Origin of the sequence: Serratia sarumanii, assembly GCF_029962605.1 — a bacterium.
Taxonomy (GTDB): domain Bacteria; phylum Pseudomonadota; class Gammaproteobacteria; order Enterobacterales; family Enterobacteriaceae; genus Serratia; species Serratia sarumanii.
In genome coordinates, this window is record NZ_CP124750.1 from 2,106,825 (window position 1) to 2,126,732 (window position 19,908).

Annotated in this window: 17 protein-coding genes; 6 read left to right on the forward strand and 11 right to left on the reverse strand. The window is 61.3% G+C overall.

The annotated features are described in order from the left end of the window. Nucleotides 1-4: 4 nt before the first annotated feature. The gene (locus SSARUM_RS10095; RefSeq protein WP_060387632.1) at nucleotides 5-604 is read left to right on the forward strand and encodes a hypothetical protein; all 600 of its coding nucleotides are present in this window, start codon (nucleotides 5-7) and stop codon (nucleotides 602-604) included. A 55-nt stretch (nucleotides 605-659) separates the two neighbouring features. On the opposite strand, the gene SSARUM_RS10100 is transcribed toward SSARUM_RS10095, so the two are convergent. From SSARUM_RS10100 to yebS, 10 genes are all read right to left on the reverse strand, one after another. After that, entirely contained in the window at nucleotides 660-899 is a 240-nt protein-coding gene (locus SSARUM_RS10100) for a DUF1480 family protein (RefSeq protein ID WP_004931517.1), read from the reverse strand. Between the two features lie 135 nt (nucleotides 900-1,034). After that, entirely contained in the window at nucleotides 1,035-1,970 is a 936-nt protein-coding gene (locus tag SSARUM_RS10105) for a Csu type fimbrial protein (protein ID WP_033638278.1), read from the reverse strand. Nucleotides 1,971-1,990: 20 nt separating this feature from the next. Further along, complete coding sequence (locus tag SSARUM_RS10110) at nucleotides 1,991-4,411, reverse strand: fimbria/pilus outer membrane usher protein (protein ID WP_181404986.1); 2,421 nt, start codon at nucleotides 4,409-4,411, stop codon at nucleotides 1,991-1,993. A 67-nt stretch (nucleotides 4,412-4,478) separates the two neighbouring features. Continuing rightward, on the reverse strand, nucleotides 4,479-5,243 hold the full coding sequence (locus SSARUM_RS10115; RefSeq protein ID WP_060429946.1) for a fimbrial biogenesis chaperone: 765 nt from the start codon (nucleotides 5,241-5,243) through the stop codon (nucleotides 4,479-4,481). Nucleotides 5,244-5,267: 24 nt separating this feature from the next. Then, nucleotides 5,268-5,816, reverse strand: a complete 549-nt coding sequence (locus SSARUM_RS10120) for a Csu type fimbrial protein (RefSeq protein WP_086557004.1) — start codon at nucleotides 5,814-5,816, stop codon at nucleotides 5,268-5,270. 5 nt (nucleotides 5,817-5,821) lie between these two features. Beyond that, entirely contained in the window at nucleotides 5,822-6,325 is a 504-nt protein-coding gene (locus SSARUM_RS10125) for a Csu type fimbrial protein (protein WP_071883799.1), read from the reverse strand. A 2-nt stretch (nucleotides 6,326-6,327) separates the two neighbouring features. Continuing rightward, nucleotides 6,328-6,867: a Csu type fimbrial protein gene (locus SSARUM_RS10130; protein ID WP_033638282.1), complete on the reverse strand. Its 540-nt coding sequence runs from the start codon at nucleotides 6,865-6,867 to the stop codon at nucleotides 6,328-6,330. A 274-nt stretch (nucleotides 6,868-7,141) separates the two neighbouring features. Further along, entirely contained in the window at nucleotides 7,142-8,578 is a 1,437-nt protein-coding gene (rsmF, locus tag SSARUM_RS10135; protein WP_048321501.1) for a 16S rRNA (cytosine(1407)-C(5))-methyltransferase RsmF, read from the reverse strand. Nucleotides 8,579-8,680: 102 nt separating this feature from the next. Next, entirely contained in the window at nucleotides 8,681-11,311 is a 2,631-nt protein-coding gene (locus SSARUM_RS10140; protein WP_048322070.1) for a PqiB family protein, read from the reverse strand. Next, nucleotides 11,280-12,527, reverse strand: coding sequence for a membrane integrity lipid transport subunit YebS (gene yebS, locus SSARUM_RS10145; protein WP_039567108.1), 1,248 nt, complete (start codon nucleotides 12,525-12,527; stop codon nucleotides 11,280-11,282). The genes SSARUM_RS10140 and yebS overlap by 32 nt, the downstream gene beginning before the upstream one ends. Nucleotides 12,528-12,782: 255 nt before the next feature. Between yebS and SSARUM_RS10150 the strand changes: the two genes are divergently transcribed. From SSARUM_RS10150 to SSARUM_RS10170, 5 genes are all read left to right on the forward strand, one after another. Beyond that, on the forward strand, nucleotides 12,783-13,280 hold the full coding sequence (locus SSARUM_RS10150; RefSeq protein ID WP_033638286.1) for a GAF domain-containing protein: 498 nt from the start codon (nucleotides 12,783-12,785) through the stop codon (nucleotides 13,278-13,280). Between the two features lie 96 nt (nucleotides 13,281-13,376). Then, nucleotides 13,377-14,087 (forward strand): RNA chaperone ProQ, encoded by a 711-nt coding sequence (gene proQ, locus SSARUM_RS10155; RefSeq protein ID WP_033638287.1) that lies wholly within the window; start codon nucleotides 13,377-13,379, stop codon nucleotides 14,085-14,087. A 19-nt stretch (nucleotides 14,088-14,106) separates the two neighbouring features. Further along, on the forward strand, nucleotides 14,107-16,155 hold the full coding sequence (prc, locus tag SSARUM_RS10160) for a carboxy terminal-processing peptidase (RefSeq protein ID WP_033646333.1): 2,049 nt from the start codon (nucleotides 14,107-14,109) through the stop codon (nucleotides 16,153-16,155). Between the two features lie 309 nt (nucleotides 16,156-16,464). Then, the gene (gene htpX, locus SSARUM_RS10165) at nucleotides 16,465-17,343 is read left to right on the forward strand and encodes a protease HtpX (protein WP_033638291.1); all 879 of its coding nucleotides are present in this window, start codon (nucleotides 16,465-16,467) and stop codon (nucleotides 17,341-17,343) included. Between the two features lie 237 nt (nucleotides 17,344-17,580). Further along, nucleotides 17,581-18,288, forward strand: coding sequence for a hypothetical protein (locus SSARUM_RS10170; protein WP_049196132.1), 708 nt, complete (start codon nucleotides 17,581-17,583; stop codon nucleotides 18,286-18,288). 100 nt (nucleotides 18,289-18,388) lie between these two features. On the opposite strand, the gene SSARUM_RS10175 is transcribed toward SSARUM_RS10170, so the two are convergent. Beyond that, on the reverse strand, nucleotides 18,389-19,783 hold the full coding sequence (locus SSARUM_RS10175) for an MFS transporter (protein WP_049196133.1): 1,395 nt from the start codon (nucleotides 19,781-19,783) through the stop codon (nucleotides 18,389-18,391). Nucleotides 19,784-19,908 lie beyond the last annotated feature (125 nt).

The following is a 19,908-nucleotide window of genomic DNA, read 5'->3' on the forward strand; positions in this document are numbered from 1 at the left end:
TCTTATGCGCGCCGTTCCTTACGAGTGCCAGTGGGCCAGCCCGGAGCTGGCCGCCGATCTGATCGCCGGCCGCGCGACGCTGGCGCAAGACGAAAATTGGGCGCGCAGCGGCGCCTGCGATCGAGCGGAGTACGTCGAGTGGGCCAATCACGTGTGCGGCATGGCCTGTCTGAAAATGGTGCTGGGCCACCGCGACGGCGAAGCGCCGCCGCTGCTGGAGCTGGCGCGGCGCAGCCTGCCTTACGGCGCCTATGTGCGCGAAGGGGAGCGGATAAAGGGGCTGATTTACGCGCCGTTCGTCGAGTTCGTACGCGAGCAGTTCGCGCTGCAAGCGGAGGTGAAGGTGGGGCTGGAGGCCGCTGACGTGCCGGCGCTGCTTCAAGAATGCCGTTACTTTATCGCCTCGGTGCATCCCTCCATTCGCCGGCCGGAGAGCATACCGCCGCAGCGGGGCGGGCATCTGGTGCTGATCACCGCCGCCGATGCGCAAAGCGTGACCTTCCACAATCCTTCGGGCGACAGCCCGGCGACGCGCGAGCGGGTGCACCTGCCGCTCAGCCGCTTCACCCCTTTCTTTGCCGGCCGCGGCATCGCCATCGCATAAAAAAACGCGCTGTTTCCGATGAAAACAGCGCGTCGTCAGCAGTTCTGATGCATTTTCATGCCAGCCGCATCACCCAGGCGTCCGCCTGCCGATCGTAGTGCTGCTTGTACAGCAGTGACTGTTTGCCGTCGAGGATCGCCGGAATGCTGGTGTGTTCATCCCAGCCGTCCAGCTGCATGCACAGATCCGGATCGGACTTGCAGGGAATGCTCAGGGTGCCGGCGCGGTCGGCGCCGGCGTGAAGATGCGCGTCATCGACCTCGAAGCTGCCAATTTTTACGACGGTTTTGCTCATGGGAACTCCTTGCTCAATGGTGTGGTAGGAGGTTAGACCAGTTCGGCCATCGGTAACAGCATAGCCAAGTGAGCAAAAAATGCCACATAAAAATTACATTTTGGAAACAATTTCCACGACGGCAAAGCACCGCGCCTAGTATTCCACCACAAAACTGAGATTGTCTTGATAGCTGCCGACCGCCACTTCCGTCTGCGCCGCATTGACCGCCGCCTTATACGGGATGCTTTGCGCCAGCCCGGTGCCGGCGCCGCTCTGTTTGTTGGTGCTATCCCAAACGGTCGTCGTATTGGGCAAGTAAATCTGATACTGCATGAAATTGCTGGTGCCGCTTTTCATACGCCGCCAACCGGAGACCGGGTTATTGCCGTTGGTGAAATAGGTGTTGTATCCCTCGGTTTTGGTGCAGGTCAGGGTGATGCTCTGATTGACAGGATTGAACTGCCCGACCAACGCCATGCTGCCGAAGTTGACGTTGGGCGCGGTGCCGATCAGGCAGTCTTTGGTGATGGCGACGCTGACGCTGACCGTGCTGGCCTTGTTGACGCCGTCCCACCAGATGCACAGGCCGAGCACGCCGAGGCCGCAGATATGGTAGTTCCAGATCAGGTTGATGGTGTCGGTATAGGTGCCCGAACGCACGTTGGCGCCGGCGGTGGTTTTGATATACAGCGGAAAGTTGACGTTGGAGGAGATCAGGATCAGCGACAACAGATTCAGTGAACTGTAGTCAATGGTCTGCCCGATGCTGTAGGGATATTGATAGTTGGCGTCGGGATAGATCAGGTAGGCGATTTTATCGCCGGAACCGTCGGTGTTGGCGACCGCCATGCCGTTGGTGGTTGACGCAACCTTGACCGTGACGGTGTTCTGCGACAGCAGCGATAGCCCGAGGCCGGTGCAGTTGAGGCCGGCGGTGCCCTGGGCGTTGATCTGCCCGTTGTAGACCACGAAAGAGCTGCTTCCCGGTAAGGTGACGGTGCCGTTGGTGGTGGCGCAGTCGGCGAATGCGCGCTGACAGAACAGCAGCGAGAGGGTTAACAATAAGAAGGCTTTCAATCCCCGAAACATAGTGACTCTCCGTCGTTGAATTAGCGGCAGACAACCGGGCCGACGCGCTGGATGCCCTGAGGCTTCGCCAGGCTGAATTCCGCCTGACACGGCGGGCCGCCGTCGGCCGGGATCACGCTCAGCCGATTGTGTTGTTGCACCGGGTCGATATAGGTCATGCCATCCCAACCGACATAGCTTTGCTGATTGCCGCCAACCACCGCCACCTGGCTGCCGTTGGCCAACGGTTTGCCTTGCTCGTCAACCAGTTCGACGTCGGCGGCGGAGATGGGTTGGATGGGGAACTCAACCAGAAAACCGCTGTGATCGCGAATGGCGACGGTTTTCTCCACCGTCGGCAGCGCGACGTCGGCGGGCAGGTTGAGCGGATCAATCTGGAATTTCGCATGGTAGTAAGAGGTGACGGTCGGCACCAGTAAATAGCCCTGGGCGTCGGTCTTGCCGATCGGCTGGTTCTCATAGCTCACCGGAATGTCGGCGTATCCTTGCGTGGACACCAGCGCAAAGGCATCGTTGATGGTGTTGGTGGCGTACACGCCGCCGTTCATCGCCACCAGCGAACCGCTGATTTCTCCCCAGTGGTTGGTTTCATCGCGGGTGCCGTATACGCCCGCTCGGGCTTCGAGTCTGCGGGTGCGCCAGGTCAGATCGGCCTGGCGGTAATCGCCGCCGCTCGGGTTATTGGCGTAGGCCAGATTCCAGCCGAAACCGCCATCGGTCGGCGCGGCGCGGCTGTAGCTGACGCGTTCGCTCCAGCGGTTGTTGTTGTCGCGCGCGGCGCTGAAGCTGGCCGTGCCCCAGCTGTCGAACGGAATGGAGAGCTGCAGCTGGGCGCTGTAACCGCTGCTGCCGATTTCCCGGTTCAGCGAGGCGTACAGGCTGCTGTTGCGCCAAAGCGATACGCTGTAGGACAGGTTCACCAGGCGGGTTCGCTGAGCGATGGCGTCGCGGACGTCAAAATAACCGGCGCCGAGGCTGCCGAGCCGGCCCAGGCTGACGCTGCCGGTCAACTGATCGGTGCGGCGGCTCAGGCGGTAGTCGCTTTTATACACGGAAATGTCGCCAAAATCGGCGCTGCGCAGGATGCGCTGGGCGTTGAGGCTGAAACGTTGGTTGCTGTAGGTGTAACCAAAGCTGCTCTGATCGCCGTGGTTGCCGGTGTAGCGATAGACGGGCTGGGGATCCGGCTGTTGCAACGGCCTGCCGGTCAGCGGATCGTAATAGGTGGGGGATGGTATCGCCCGGCCGCCGTTAAACGCTTCATCGCCGGCCTGGCTGACGCTGTAGGACGCGTTGAGAACCCCCCATTGCCCGACGCGAAGGTCGGCGCCGGCGCCGCCAACCGCCAACTCGGCTGCGCCTTCGGCGCGTCCTTCCAGGGTTAACCAATTAGTGACGCCGTAACGTAAGCTGGCGCTGCCGACCCATTGCCCGTAATCGGCAGAATTCAACCCGTAGTTGCGCCGCAGCAAACCGGTGGAAATGCTGAAATCGCTCATGCCGGTCTGCAGCAGGTTGCTGGCCACGTAGAACGGTACCGTGGTGCTGACCTGGCGGCCGAGGGCGTCGGTGGTGACGACGGTGGCCTGACCCGCGCCGTTAATGTAGGGCACGCTGTTGAGGGTGAACGGCCCGGGATTGATGTTGGTGGTGCTGTTTTTATAGCTGTTGATGTATAAATCGACGCTGCTGGGCAATGCCGCCTGGCCGGAAAATTGCGGCAGCGGGTAGGTGATAAGATCCGGGCGCACCGCGAAATTGCGCGCCAATTGCAAGCCGCCGATGCGCACGGCGCTGCTCCAGGGGAGCGAGCCGGTGGTAAGGTCACCGGCGATCACACTCAGCATCCGCTGGTCGTCGTTGAAACGCCAGTAGCTGTCGTATCGAATATAGCGCCCGCCATCGTCGTTCGGCCCGCCGTTAAACCCGCTGCGGTAGATGCCGGTGTTGGCGATGACGCCGAACCCGTCGAACAGCCGCTGTTCGCTCCACGCCGACAGGTAGCCCGGCCGGCCATTGCCGTTGCTTTGGCTGGCATAGATATCGTAGTTGAACAGCAAACCCAGGCTGCTTTGCGCCGGCAAGCGCTGCAACGGTGAATGGGCGCCGATGGTTTGCTGCGGCAACCAGTCGTTAGGCACGTTGATCAGCAACTGCTGGCTCTCGCCGCTGTAGCTGACATCCACCTTCTCCAGCCGATCGACGGCGATCTCTTTCGCCTGCTTATCCGCTACCGGCAGCCCGGCGTCGAGCAGTTGCTGGGGCGTCATGTAGTAATGGCCGCCGCGGTAGTTGACCGGCACGACGTTGCCGGTTTGGCGCCCGTTGACGACCGGCTCCAGATACAGCGTGGTGTCCGGCATGCTGACGGCGCTGGGCGGCGGCGGCAGATCGTCGCCGAGCGCAAACGGCAGCCAGCCGCCGGCCGCCATGCTCAGCATGGCAAACGCCAGCGGCTTAAGGCTGAAACGCCGCGTCGATAGCCTCCCTGTCGGCTGCACCTGGGCCTCAATAAGACGGAATGGCTACGGGCTGTTTGTTGTCATTGACCGTGGCCATCAGTTTGCCGCTGCTGAAACTGCCGGCGGGCGGCAAGGCGAAGCGCATTTGCGAACCGGGCAGCACGTATCCCATCAGGCCGGGATTCAGGCTGCGGCCTTGCAGCGTCACTTTCGACATGCGGGCATGCACTGCGCCTTGATTTCGCACCTCCAGCCAGCGTTCGCTGCTTTGCTGCTGTAGACGATAGCTGAGCTGAGGTTGGCTGGCGGTCGCGTAATCGCGCGGTTTTTCGCTGTCCTGTTTGGTCCAAATACCCTTGCCGCTGACGAACAGCGGCACCGAGTAGCGCATCTGGAATTTCAGCCCCATCTCCGCACCGCCGGGAGCGGCGCCCGACGATTGTTCTTTCAGCGGCACTTCATCGACCAAAATGCGGTAGGCGCGCTCCTGTCCCGCCGCCGGGGCCGACTGTTTGATCAGGCGTATCAGCTGGCGTTTGCCTGGCGCGATCGACGCCACCGGCGGGCTGGCGATCACGTCGCTTTGGTTGCTGTAATCGTCTTTACCGGCGGTTTGCCGCCAACCCAACACGCGAATTTGCATATAGACCGGTTTGCTGTCGCGATTTTCCAGCCACAGCGCGGTGGCCTGTTGTTGATCTTCAATCACCGGATCGATTGGCCAAATGAGAATGGAGGCCGCGGCCAGGGCGTGCTGCTGGCTTGCCAGGAGCAGGGCTGCCGTTAACGGCAGGCGGAAGGGTATGCGCATAACTCATCCTTATTGCAAAAAAACTTAATAAGTGACCGTCAACAAGACCGTATCGCTGTAAACGCCACTGGTGGGCAGGGTACTGGTCGAAAACAGACGGGCGTAAACCTTGATTTCTTGCGTGCTGCCGGTGGCGGCGACGGTCTGCGCCGCACCGCCGTTGGCGCCATCCCCCCAAAGGGTGGCGTAGTTGCTGTCTTGATAAAGTTGATACAGCAGCGTTTCCGACGTGGCGGCGTTTTGTAATTTTCTGCCGCCGGCGATGGATCCGGTCACATGATTGCCGACGCCGAGGGCCAGCGTAACGCTCAGCCCCGGGTTGCAGCGAAACAGCACCGAACCGGCGCCGCTGCTGGAGACGACGCTGACCGCGTTGCTCAGCGAGGACAGCTGGCCGAAGTTCAGGGTGCCGAAGGTGGTCACGTCGCTGACGCCGCTGCCTAATACGCAGCCTTTTACCACGGTTGCATTGACGGTGAACGGCTGGCTTTTGGTCAAGTCGTTGACGCCGGTATCGCTTTGGGCCGGGGAAAGCGGCAGGCAGAACAGCAAACCGCAAATGGAAGCGCGCATCGTCATTACCAATTGATCGTGACCTGTACCGTGTCGGTGTAGCTGCCTGTCGGGGGCGTGGACTGCGCCGGAATCATGCCATAGACCGGCAGCCAGTTGTCCGAACCGTTGGCGGTTTGTGACACGCCCGTCAGATTGTCCCAAATGGTGCTGTGGGCGGCGTTGGTGTACAGGTTGTAATTCACCCGTTGGCCGGCCGCGCTTTGCAGGTAGCGGGCCGCGGTATTGCCGCTTTGCCCGCCGCCAAGCAGAACGCTGTAGCTGGTGCCGTTGGTGCATTTCACCCGAATGGCGCCGGCGTTTTGCTGCCCGGCGACGCTGGTGGCGGTGCTGAGAAAATACAGCGTGCCGAAATTCAGCGTGCCGAAGCTGACGTTGCCGCCTGAGCTGCTGCCGGCTTCACAGGCGCTGAGCAAGGTCGCGCTGACGCCGAGGGTCGCCGTTTTACTGTCGGCCAGCGCCAACAGACTGCACGCCCATAATCCGCCGCAGCAAAGCGCGTGCCGCACCGTTACCAGGTGACCGTCATCGTGACGGTGTCGTTATAGGTGTCCGCCGCCGGGGTAGAACCGGCCGCCGGCACGCGGCCATACACGATCAGCGGAACGGCGGCGCCGGTGCCGGTGCCGGTCAGCGCGTTGGCGCCGCTGCCCCAGGCGGTGGTGCGCGCGGCATCCTGGTAAAGGTTATAGCTGATGAATGCGCCTGCCGTGCTGGCCATGCGGCGTTGGGTGCCTGACGTGACGTGGAGCCCGTTGTCCAGCGCCACCGTGTAGTCTGTGCCGGTGGTGCAGGTCAATGACAGCGTACCGGCCCCCCCTGCGCCGGTGGCGCTGGCGTCGATGATGTTGGCCAGTGAAGAGTAAGTGCCGAAGCTGATGGAGCCGAAGTCGTTGACGGAACCGCTGCTGTTGCCGCCACCCACGACGCAACCGGCGCCGATGGTCAGCGTCACGCCTAACGTGCCTTGAATGGTGCCTGCTGCGTTAGCCGCGCCGTTGGCGCACAGCAGGGTTGCTACCGAGGTCAATGCCATCAGAGTTTTTTTCATCTTATATTCCTTGCCGTATGAGAGAAAGCCCGCAAAGACGCCACCCAGAGGTGGGTTGAACGTATTCATTTAGCTGCACTTTAATTAATAGAATAAGAATCGGGAATTGTCTTGATGAAAGCGAGAAACTTTTTATTCCCATCCCCCGGCTGACGGGGCTTACAGGTGAGGTATACCGATAAATTGAAATGATTAGAATAATAACGAACGGTGATGGGAATATTATTAGCGTTATTTTATCGCCGGGGCGTTTAATTCCCCGGCGCGGTATCGTTTACAGGTGGAAATCCAGCGCCCCGTCGCGCACCAGCTCGCGCGGCAGGTTGTTCTTGATACGGCTACCGATGCGCTTGGCGATGCCCAGCGGCTGCCCTTGGTAGGTGACGATGCATTCATCGCCCGCCGGCGGCAGTTCCGGGTAGAGATCGCGGCCGTGATACCACTCCTGCGCCAGCGTAGCGTCCAGCTCGAAATGCGCTTTGCCGCCGGTGCCGGCCAGCGCGACCGCCGCCTCGTGCTGCCAGCGGAAACCTTTAGGGAAACGCTCCGCCAGTTTGAGGCCGATGCGCGAGAAGCGCACCTTGCCGAACAGCGGTTCCAACTCGGCCGGGAACAGCCAGATCTCTTTGTCGCGCTCCCATAGCCGGCCGTCATCGCCCCAGGTTAAGCCGGATGCGGCGGCGGCTTGGGCGACCTGCGCCGCTTCTTTGCCGGACAGCGGGCTGAACGGGAATTTACCGACTTTGTAGGTCGGCTTCGCCAACGGCGCCACGGCGCGCCGTTTGCGCAGGCGGGCGACGAAAAAGCCTTCGCTGTCGTAAATCTGCGGGAAGACGTGTAGGAAACCTTCGGCGGTCAGCGCCTTGTCGGCGCCGGGGAACAGCCCGCCCAGCGGCTCGATGCTGACCGCGTCGCCGTAGGTGTCCAGCAGCCAACGCACCACCTGCTGGTTTTCCTGCGCATTGAGCGTGCAGGTGGAGTAAACCATCACGCCGCCCGGCGCCAGCGCATGAAACGCGCTGTCGATCAGTTCGCGTTGGGTGGCGGCGATCTCGGCCACGCTTTCCGGCGACCAGTTGCTCATGGCGTCCGGATCCTTGCGCACCACGCCTTCGCCGGAGCAGGGGGCGTCGAGCAGAATGGCGTCGAAGCTCTCCGGCAGCGCGGCGCCGAACACCCGGCCGTCGAAGTGGGTCAGCGCGGTGTTCTTCACGCCGCAGCGGCTGATATTGGCGTGCAGCACTTTCACCCGGCTGGCGGAGTATTCGTTGGCGACGATGCCGCCCTGATTGCCCATCAGCGCGGCGATCTGGGTGGTTTTGGATCCCGGCGCCGCCGCCACGTCCAGCACCCGAGTCGGCGCCGCGCCGCCCGCGAACAGTGCGCTGACCGGCAGCATCGAACTGGCTTCCTGAATGTAGAACAGGCCGCTCAGGTGTTCGGCGGCGCTGCCCAGGCGCAGCTCTTCATCGTCGCGCTCGATCCAGAACCCTTCCGCGCACCAGGGAATGGGCTCCAGTCGCCAGTCGTAATCCTGCACCAGCGCCAGGAAATCGGCGACGCTGATTTTCAGCGTATTGACGCGCAGGCTGCGGCGCAGCGGGCGCTGGCAGGCGGCGATAAAATCGTCCATCGCCAGCTCGGCGGGCATGATGGCGCGGGTGGCGTCAAGGAAAGCGGGGGGCAGAAAAACGGCGGTGGATTTGGCCACGGGGCGAACTCTCAGGGTGCAATAAAGATAAGGGCGAGAGTTTATCACAAAGCGGAAAAAAACAGGGCCCGGCGATGCCAGGCCCTGAGGAAAATGCGAAATTTAATCGCGCGGAATGGCGGTGCCCCAGGTTTTCCAGTCCTTAGGCTCTTCCGGATTCAGCAGGAAGTGTTTGTTCGGCGTGGCTTTCGGCGCCAGCGGAATAGTCGGCGGCGTGGCGAAGGCGATACCGCCGCGGATGAACTGCTGGAAGGTGCCGCTCTTGATCACGCCGCCGGTCAGGCCGAACTGCAGGTTGTAACCCGAAGCCAGCCAGAACACGCTGTTGTTGCGCACCAGATGCTGATATTTCTTGCTGATGCGCAGCGCGACGTGCACCCGATCGGACATGGCGCCAAGGTAGAAGCCGGTGATGGTACCGACCTCTACGCCGCGGAACAGCACCGGCGTGCCGATCTGCAGCGAGCCGGTTTCGGCGGCGTCGAGCACTACGCTCAGGCCGTCGAGATAGCGCGAGTCGGTGATGCTGGCCTGCTGCAGCTCGAAGGTGCGCAGCTCGCGGCCGCGCCCCGGCTCCACGTTGATATAAGGCTGGAGCAGGGTATCGAGATTGCTGACGCCGGCGGCGGAGATCTCCGGCGAAACGATCGAGAAGCGGCTGCCCAGACGCGCGAAAGTGTGCACATATTCCGGATACAGCACCGCTTTGGCCAACACTTCGTTGCGCTCCGGCGCCAGCTGCAGCGACTCCACCTGGCCGACGTCGATACCGAGGTAGCGCAGCGGCATGCCCGCCGACAGCTTGCTGGCGTCGTAGGTTCGCAGCATGATTTGGCTGCCCACCGCGCGGGCGGCGGTTTCGCTGGCGTACAGCACGCGGTTGGCGCCCTTGTTGAGCGTCACGCCCTGCAGGTTGTCGAAGCTGATGGCGCCTTTCAGCGCGCGGTTAAGCGGCGAAGCCTGCACCGTCAGCCCGCTGCCGTTGAGCTGCACCTTGGCGCCGCCTTCGGCCCAAAAGATGCTTTCGCGGGTCAGCAGCTTGCGGTATTCCGGGCTGATGTAGACGTCCACCTCAAACTCGTTGGCCTTCGGCCGAACGTTGACGATCTCGCCCACCTGGAATTTGCGGTACAGCACCACCGAACCGGCCTGCACGTCCGGCAGGCTGGTTGCGCTGAGGGTCAGGGTGGTGGAAGGGGCGTTGCCGACGATGCCTTCCTCGGCTTTCTCGCTGTTGGCGTACAGCGGGTATTGGCCGCCCGGTTCCCCCTTGCTGCCGGGAATAATGCGCACGCCGCCGTCTACCCACTCCTGGGCGCTGGCGCCGAGCACTTCCATGCCGTCGATGCCCAGCTTAACGTCGAGGCGGCTGTTGACCACGAATTTGCTGTCTTTGTGCAGCAGGCCGCGGTACTGCGCGTCGATGGCGGCGGTGAACACCACGCCGCCGGCGGTCAGGGTGCGGCTCAGGATCTGGCCGACTTTCACGCCGTGCACCACCAGCGGTTGCCCAACGTCGATGCCGTAGCTTTGCGGCGCATTCAGCGTGACGGTCAGCACGCCAGGCTGCTGCAACAGCGTTTCGCTGCTGTCCAGCACGTTGAAGCGCTGCTGCGGCTCACCTTCGCCCGGCACCAGCTCCAGCGTGGTGCCGGTCAGCAGTTGGCTGAGCTTGGCGTCGTTGAGGCTGATGCGCGGGCTGCGCATCACGATGCGGGTGCCGCTGCGCATCAGATCGACCACCGAAGGATCGATGGTCAGTTCACCGACCACTTTGCTGTCCTGTTGCAACGTCAGCTTGGTGAGGGTGCCGACCTGCAGCCCCTGGTACATCAGCGGCGTGCGGTTTTCACTCAGGCTGTTGCCGTTCGGCAGATCCAGCAGGATATTGACGCCGCGCTGGCTGTGGGCCAGATCCGGATACAGGGTATAGCTCTGATCGCCCTTGGCCTGCTGGCCATCGGCCGGCGAATCGAAGGCGATGGCGCCGTTGACCAGCGCCGCCAGGCTCTCCATTTGTACCGTCGCGCCGGACAGGCTGAAATCGCCCTTGAAACCGGAGACATTCCAGAAGCGGCTGTTGCTCTTCACCAGGTTGGCGAAACGGCGGTCGATCAGCACGTCGATGGTCACGCCCTTGTTGCCTTCGCTGATGGTGTAGTCATACACCTTGCCGACCGGGATTTTACGGTAGTAGACCAGCGAGCCGCTGTTGAGTGAGCCGAGATCGTCGGCGTGCAGGTGGATCATCAGCTCGCCGGTGTTCAGGCGGTATTTCGGCTGGGTATCGAGCGCGGTGAAGTGAGTTTGCTCCTTGCCGCTGCCGGGCATCATGCCGATATAGTTGCCGCCGACCAGGGCATCAAGCCCGGAGACCCCGGCCAGCGAGGCTTTGGGCGTCACCAGCCAGAACTGAGTGCCTTCGCGCAGCGAGTCTTCCAGATCGCTTTTGATGCTGGCCTCCACCACGATGCTGCGCAAATCTTTGCTCAGGCTGATTTTCTGCACCGTGCCGACCTCTACGCCCTGATAGCGTACCGGCGTGCGGCCGGCGACGATGCCCGCCGCCGATTGGAAATCGATGGTGACGGTGGTGCCGCGCTCCTGGACATTGTTATAAACCAGCCACCCGGCGATCAGCAGGGCGATGAACGGCAGTAACCAGAACGGTGAAATGCGGCGCTTGTTCTTGACCCGCGCTTCAGTCGGTGTAGTCGGCGTTTCCTGTTGCATGTGCATCCCAAATCAATCGGCTATCCAGCCACTCAACGGCAAGAATAGTCAAAATGACCGCCGAGCCAAAGTAAAACGCGGCCGGTCCCATAGTAAAAGATAACAGCTGGTCGCGGTTTACCAGCGACATCATCAAGGCGATAACGAACAGATCGAGCATCGACCAGCGGCCGATCCAGGCGACCAGACGCAGCAGACGAATGCGCGTCTTCAGGCTGTGCGAGGTTTTGAAGTGAATGCTGAACAACAGCGTGATCAGCACGATCACTTTGGTAAAGGGCACCAGCACGCTGGCGATGAACACGATGGCGGCGATCGGCACGTTGCCGGAGGTGGCCAGCGAGACCACGCCGGAGAATATGGTGTCTTCGAGGCGCACGCCGTTGGCGTAAATGATGGAAATCGGCAGCAGGTTGGCCGGTATCAACAGGATCATCGCCGCGATCAGCGCCGCCCAGGTTTTCTGCAGGCTGTAAGGCTGGCGGTGGCACATCGGCACGTGGCAGCGCGAACAGCGGCCGCGCGCGTCGGGGTAGCCGGTATAGTGGCAGGACAGGCAAATGTGCAGCGCCGCCGGCGGGCCTTTCGGCTGTTCCTGCGGATAGTAGCGCTCCCACAGCTGCTCCAGGTTGGCGTGGATCAGCGTCAGGATGCTGAGCAGGGTGAGCGACAGGTAGGCGATCAGCGCGCTGCCCGCCTGGATGTCGGCGTAATCCTGCACCTTGATCGCCGCCACCGCCATGCCGATCAGATAGATGTCCAGCATCACCCACTCTTTCAGCCGCTCCAGCATCAGCAGCACCGGCCGCAGGTTCATGCCGAGCGCGTGGCCGAAGCGCAGGTACAGCAACGACAGCGCCAGCGTCAGCGGGGCGCCGATGGTGCAGAACGCCACCATGCTGGCGGTAAGCGGGTCGCCCTGACGGCTCATCTGCCAGATGCCTTCCAGCAAACTGGCGTCGATGCGCGTGCCGAGCAGGCGGATGCTGATCAGCGGTTCGGTGAAGGCGAACGGCATCAGCAGCAGCATGGCGATCGCCATGGCGGTCAGGCGCGTCATCGACCAGTCGCGGCCGTTCACTACCTTGGCGTTGCAGCGCGGGCAATAGGCGGCCTGGTTGCCGCTGAGCGGCGGCAGCACGAACAGCAGATCGCACTCGCAGCAGCGCTGGTGGCGCGCTTTGGAAAGGGGGGCGGTGATCGCGTGTATTTTCATCTTTGACAAGTCGCTGCCCTTGAGCCCGCCGGAACTGTCAGCGTAGCTGAAAAATAAACCGGCCGCGTCACTGGCGATCGGGCGCCGGACGGTAAAACGAGGTAAACCGGGATTCTGAGCGGCAAACATACCCCGAGCGACAGGGTTTTGTGAAGCAACAGATGATTAACCTTGTGGCTATACGCATTTAATGCTTATTTTATAGGGCCTAAGCTTTGGGCTTCTGGCCATCTTCACTGTTTCAATGGTTATCACATGACAAAAGAACAATTCTACGCGGAATTAAAACGTGACCTGAGCGCGTTGCTCGGCGGGGAAACCAACTTTATCGCGGCGTTGTCCAACGCCAGCGCGTTGCTCAACGAGCGTCTGGATGACGTGAACTGGGTCGGTTTCTATCTGATGGATGGCGGCCAGCTGGTGCTGGGGCCGTTCCAGGGCAAGATCGCCTGCGTGCGTATTCCGGTGGGCAAGGGCGTGTGCGGCACGGCGGTGGCGGAAAATCGCGTGCAGCGCGTCGGCGACGTGCATGCGTTCCCGGGCCATATCGCCTGCGATGCGGCCAGCAACGCGGAAATCGTGCTGCCGCTGGCGGTTGGCGGCCGAGCGATCGGCGTTTTGGATATCGACAGCACGGTTTATCAACGCTTCGACGAACAGGACGAAGCGGGCCTGAAAGCCGTGGTGGCGGGGCTTTGTGAGCAACTGGAACAGTGCGACAGTGCGAAATATGTGACTGTGGCGGCAAGTTGATCGACGGTTAACGTGGCAATTACCGATGGCGTCATTATAATGACGCCTGTTCATGCCTGTGGCTTGTTGGCAATACCGTTGTAATCAGGAAATTTCATGGAAAATCAACCTAAGTTGAACTCTAGTAAAGAAGTCATTGCTTTTCTTGCCGAGCGTTTTCCGCTCTGCTTTAGCGCCGAAGGCGAAGCTCGTCCGCTGAAAATCGGTATTTTTCAGGATTTGGTAGAGCGCGTGCAGGGGGAAGAGAATCTCAGCAAAACGCAATTGCGTTCTGCCCTGCGCCTGTACACCTCAAGCTGGCGTTACCTGTACGGCGTCAAAGTCGGCGCGCAGCGCGTCGATCTGGACGGCAATCCGTGCGGTGAACTGGAGCAGCAGCATGTCGATCATGCTCGCCAGCAGCTTGAAGAAGCCAAAGCGCGCGTTCAGGCACAGCGTGCCGAACAAAACGCCAAAAAACGTGAAGCCGCCGGTGAATCCGCCGATGCCGCGCCACGCCGTCCGCGCCCAGCCGGTAAAAAGCCCGCTGCACGTCGCGAAGGCGGAGCCGCGCCGGAGAACCGCAAGCCGCGCCCACAAACTCGCCCACAGCCAGCTCGTCAACCTCGTGCAGCAAAAGAGGAAAACCAGCCGCGTTATGCGCCAGTCACGGATATCTCTAAACTGCAAATTGGCCAGGAAATCAAAGTCAGAGCAGGCAAGAGCGCGATGGATGCTACCGTACTCGAAATCGCTAAAGATGGCGTACGTGTGCAGCTCTCTTCCGGTCTGGCGATGATTGTGCGCGCAGAACACTTGCAGTTCTGATACGGAGGCCAACCCAGGCATGAACAAATTCGTCAGATTAACAGCGATTGCAGGGCTGCTGTGGGCGGGTGTCAGTTACGGCGCGGAAACAGCCAACATCCGCATCGGCCAACTGCCTCAACTGCAACAGGAACCTCAGCACGCTACGGTGAGTGAGCGCGTCACCTCGCGCTTCACTCGCTCTCATTACCGCCAGTTTGCCCTCGACGCGGAGTTTTCAGGCAAGATCTTCGATCGCTACCTGAACATGCTGGACTACAGCCATAACGTGTTGCTGGCCTCCGACGTGGCGCAGTTCGCCGGCAAACGCAATCAGGTTGGCGAAGAGCTGAAAACCGGCAAGCTGGACACCTTCTACGCGCTGTTCAATCTGGCGCAGAAACGCCGCTTTGAGCGTTACACCTATGCGTTGTCGTTGCTGGACAAGCCGATGAACTTCACCGGCAACGGCACTATCGATCTCGACCGCAGCAAAGCGCCGTGGCCGAAAGACAAGGCCGAGCTGGATAGCCTGTGGGATGCGAAAGTCACCTATGACGAGCTGAACCTCAAGCTGACCGGCAAGACCGACAAAGAAATCCGCGACACGCTGACCAAGCGCTATCAGTTCGCCATCAAGCGCCTGACGCAAAGCAACAGCGAAGACGTCTTCCAGCTGGCGATGAATGCCTTTGCGCATGAAATCGACCCGCACACCAACTATCTGTCTCCGCGCAACACCGAGCAGTTCAACACCGAGATGAGCCTGTCGCTGGAAGGCATCGGCGCGGTGCTGCAGATGGATGACGACTACACCCTGATAAACTCGATGGTGCCGGGCGGCCCGGCGGCGAAGAGCAAGGCGATCACCGTGGGCGATCGCATCGTCGGCGTCGGCCAGGCCGGCAAACCGATGGTGGACGTGATCGGCTGGCGCCTGGACGACGTGGTGTCATTGATCAAAGGGCCGAAAGGCAGCAAGGTGCGCCTGGAGATCCTGCCGGCAGGCAAGGGCACCAAAACCCGCGTGGTCACCCTGACCCGCGAGCGCATCCGCCTGGAAGACCGCGCGGTGAAAATGACCATCAAGACCGTCGGCAAAGAGAAGGTGGCGGTGTTCGACATCCCCGGCTTCTACGTCGGTCTGACCGATGACGTGAAAGTGCAGCTGCAGAAGATGGCCAAGCAGAACGTCAAGAGCGTGATCATCGATCTGCGCACCAACGGCGGCGGCGCGCTGACCGAAGCGGTGTCGCTGTCCGGCCTGTTCATTCCGAGCGGCCCGGTGGTGCAGGTGCGCGACAACAACGGCAAAGTGCGTGAAGACGCCGACACCGACGGCGTGACCTACTACAAAGGCCCGCTGGTGGTGCTGGTCGATCGCTTCAGCGCCTCCGCCTCCGAGATCTTCGCGGCGGCGATGCAGGATTACGGCCGTGCGCTGATCGTCGGCGAGCCGACCTTCGGTAAAGGCACCGTGCAGCAGTACCGTTCGCTGAACCGCATCTACGATCAGATGCTGCGCCCTGAGTGGCCGGCGCTGGGGTCGGTGCAGTACACCATTCAGAAGTTCTACCGCGTCAACGGCGGCAGCACTCAGCGCAAAGGGGTGACCCCGGACATTCTGATGCCGACCGGCGTCGATCCGGCGGAAACCGGCGAAGCGTTTGAAGACAACGCCATGCCGTGGGACAGCATCAATGCGGCGACCTACAGCAAGACCGGCGATATGGCGCCGTTCGAGCCGGAGCTGCTGAAAGATCACCAGCAGCGCATCGCGCAGAATCCGGAGTTCCAGTACATCGCGCAGGATATCGCGCATTACAAGGCGCTGAAGGATAAACGCAACATCGTGTCCCTCAATCTGGCGGTGCGCGAGAAAGAGAACCACGACGACGATGCGACCCGTTTGAAACGCATCAACGAGCGCCTGGAACGTGCGGGCAAGAAGCCGCTGAAATCGCTCGACGATTTGCCGAAGGATTACCAGGAACCGGATCCGTACCTGGATGAAACCGTGCATATCGCGCTGGAGCTGGCTCATCTGGAAAAAGATCGGCCCGCTCAGCAGCCAGCGCAGGCCAAATAAGGCCGCGTCCGGCAGGATGAAAAACGCACCCTCGGGTGCGTTTTTTTATGGTGACGCGAAGGCCTGCTTCCCTGCAGGGGAATGGGGGCGGGCTTATGCGTCGCCTGACAAATTTATGGCAAAAAACCCCTCCGCCTTACGCAACAATCGTTTACAATTTGCCAAATCCCGGTCGCGCGCCGTTTTTGTAAAGTTTCGTATTTTTAGTAGGTTAATGACGCGCGACTCTTGAAACTGTGACGAATGCCCATACGATCTAGGGTATCTTCGACAGCGTTTTGTTAACATTTATGAGGAAGTAAACATTTTATGATGCGTATAGCTCTGTTCCTGCTCACCAACCTGGCGGTGATGTTGGTTTTCGGGCTGGTGCTCAGCCTGACAGGAATCCAATCCAGTAGCGTTCAGGGTCTGATGATCATGGCCGGTCTGTTCGGCTTCGGCGGCGCTTTCGTGTCGTTGCTGATGTCCAAGTGGATGGCGCTGCGCTCCGTCGGCGGGGAAGTGATTGAACAACCGCGTAACGAAACCGAAAACTGGCTGCTGGAAACGGTGCGCCGTCAGTCGCAGCAGGCGGGCATCGCGATGCCGCAGGTTGCTATCTACCACGCGCCGGACATCAACGCCTTCGCCACCGGCGCACGCCGCGACGCCTCGCTGGTCGCCGTCAGCACCGGCCTGCTGCAGAGCATGAGCCGCGACGAAGCGGAAGCGGTCATCGCGCACGAAATCAGCCACGTCGCCAACGGCGATATGGTGACCATGACCCTGATTCAGGGCATCGTGAACACCTTCGTCATCTTCATTTCGCGCCTGATCGCGCAGGTTGCTGCCGGCTTCCTGGGCAACCGCGACGGTGAAGGGGAAGGCAACGGCAACCCGATGATTTACTTCGCGGTGTCGATGGTGCTGGAACTGGTGTTCGGCATCCTGGCAAGCATCATCACCATGTGGTTCTCGCGTCACCGCGAGTTCTACGCCGACGCCGGCTCCGCCAAGCTGGTGGGCCGCGAGAAGATGATCGCCGCCTTGCAGCGCCTGAAAACCAGCTACGAGCCGCAGGAAGCGGGCAGCATGATGGCGTTCTGCATCAACGGCAAATCCAAGTCGTTCAGCGAGCTGTTCATGTCGCACCCGCCGCTCGATAAGCGCATCGAAGCGCTGCGTTCCGGCCAGTACCTGAAGTAATCGGCTGAATGAAAGGAAAAACCCCGGCTCGCCGGGGTTTTTTTATGGCATGACGAAATCGCTTTTTCAGGTGGAGGATGCTGATTCAAGCGTCAGATTTCGCGATTTGAATACGGCCTTTCCGCCTCTCGCGGTACGCTAGCCGCTGCAGGCTACCATGCCTGACGCCTTCGCTTGCTTGGTTTGGGAAGCTCATGCTATATGCTTTGGCACCATAACGTCTGTCCCTGAGGCCCTATGAAAATCAACGCTCTTCCCTTGCTCGGCTGTGATGAGGCGCTGGCGCGCCTTACCATATTGGCGGGCGGCGTCGCCGATGCGTCTGCGGAGTTGTTAAACCGGAATGGTTACGATTCTGAACAGCCAGCTATACGCTGGCATTCAGGCGACCTGCACCTCCCATCGTTTTTCCCAGACGAGAACGACAGGCACGATTACGATTATCTGGTCGTAGAAGGAGATTTGATCGTAGAGGGGTGCATGGCGGTGTCACCCCAGCGGGAGGACGGCGGCATCATTGTGCTGGGGCGGCTGCAGTCGGATACGCTGATTTGTTTGGGCGAGCTACTCGTGCGTGACGATGCCCGCATACGCCATGCCTATTGCAGCTCTGGAAACGACGGCGCGTTTGTGGTGGGGGGAAATCTGGCCGTGCTCACCCTGGTAGAAACGGGGGAATTTATCCATGTACATGGCGATCTCGACGCGCGATGTCTCGCCTCATTGCAGAACTTCGTTCAGGTTGACGGAGAGACGCGCTGCGACTGTCGAATCGACAGCGCGCAGTCCGCTGAACCGATCACGCGCATGTTCGCTTCAGACCTGCTGAAGGCCTTTGAGGGGGAGGATAACGACGGCCAACACATTGTTGGCTGGTATCCGGATGACGATGCCTATTTAGCGTGTTTGCAACAAGGCCGCAGCCCTTTGAGGAGCGGCGACTGACGCCAAGCGTATCACACCTGGCGCGGCGTGATTCAGGCCGGCCGCATTGCTGGAACCGCCGGTTTTAGAATCGATGGGGTTTCGGCTGTTTCTATGGCCGCTATTTCACCTCGCGGCTTGGCTGCGCCGTTTGCGCCGTCGATTGGGTGATGCGCAGGCTGCTGACCGCCGCCGCCAGAGTGGCGAACACGCCGGCCAGGACCAGCGATGCGTGGGTGCCGGAGGTGGGGAACAGGTTGAACATCAGCGCCACCAGCGCGGCCCCCGAGGTTTGCCCCAGCAGGCGAGCGGTGCCCAGCATGCCGCTGGCGCCGCCGCTGCGGTTACGCGGCGCGGCGGAGATGATGGTGTGATTGTTGGGCGACTGGAACAGGCCAAAGCCGGCGCCGCACAGCACCATGCGCCAGATGATGTCCCAATTTGACGGAGCCGCGGGCAACAGCGCCAGCGAGAACAGCCCGAGCGCGAACACCGCCAGCCCAATGCAGCCCAGCAGGCCGGCGTGCACGCGCTCCACCAGCCGGCCGGCGATCGGCGCCATCACCACGATCGCCAGCGGCCACGGCGTCAGCAGCAGCCCGGTCGCCACTTCGTCGCGGCCCAACGCGCTTTGTAGAAAGAACGGCAGCGATACCATCGCCAGCATCTGCGCGGCGAACGAGCAGATTGAGGTGCCCATCGACAGGGCGAAGATCGGGATGCGCAGCAGGTCGACCGGCAGCAGCGGAAATTCCTGGCGCAGCTGGCGGCGCACGAACACCGCGCCAATCGCCAGCAGCGCGGCGATCTCGCTGAAGATCAGCGTCAGGCTTTGGCCCTGGGCGAAGCCGCTGATGGCAGTGATCAGCAGGCCGAAGGTCAGCGCGTTCAGCACGGCGCTGGTGGGATCGAAACGGCGGTTATCGCTTTTTTGGCCGTTGGCCGGCAGAAACTTCATGCCCAGCAGCAGCGCGACGAGGCCGATCGGCAGGTTAATGGCGAACAGCCACTGCCAGGACGCGACCGACAGGATCGCCGCCGCCACCGTCGGCCCGGCCGCCGAGGAGCAGGCGACGATCAGCGAATTGATGCCCATGCCGCGGCCGAGAAAACGCTGCGGATAGATGATGCGGATCAGCGCGGTGTTGACGCTCATGATGGCAGCGGCGCCAAAGCCTTGCAGCACGCGGGCGATGGTCAGCGTGAGCAGCGAGTCGGACAGGGCGCAGAACAGCGAGGTGATGCTGAACACCAGCAGCCCGGCCTGATAGATGCGGCGATAACCGATCAGATCGCCGAGCGACGCCAGCGACAGCAGAGAGACGGTGATCGCCAGCTGATAGGCGTTAACCACCCAAATGGAGCTGGCCGGGCTGGCGTTGAGATCGCGCGCGATGGTGGGCAGCGCCACGTTGGCTATCGCGCCGTCGAGCACGGATACGGTAATGCCGAGGGCGATGGCGAGGATCGCCCCATAGCGTTGCGGGACGGGGAGGCCGTCGGAACAAGGACGCATGTTGGTCTCAGCGGTATTTATTCAGGGGAGTATTATCATGCTAATCATATTCGCCCGTGATTGCATGCCCCTTGTCCGCTGAATTGTAAACGGCGGTGAGCGGGCCGGCGGTTATCCATTTGGCT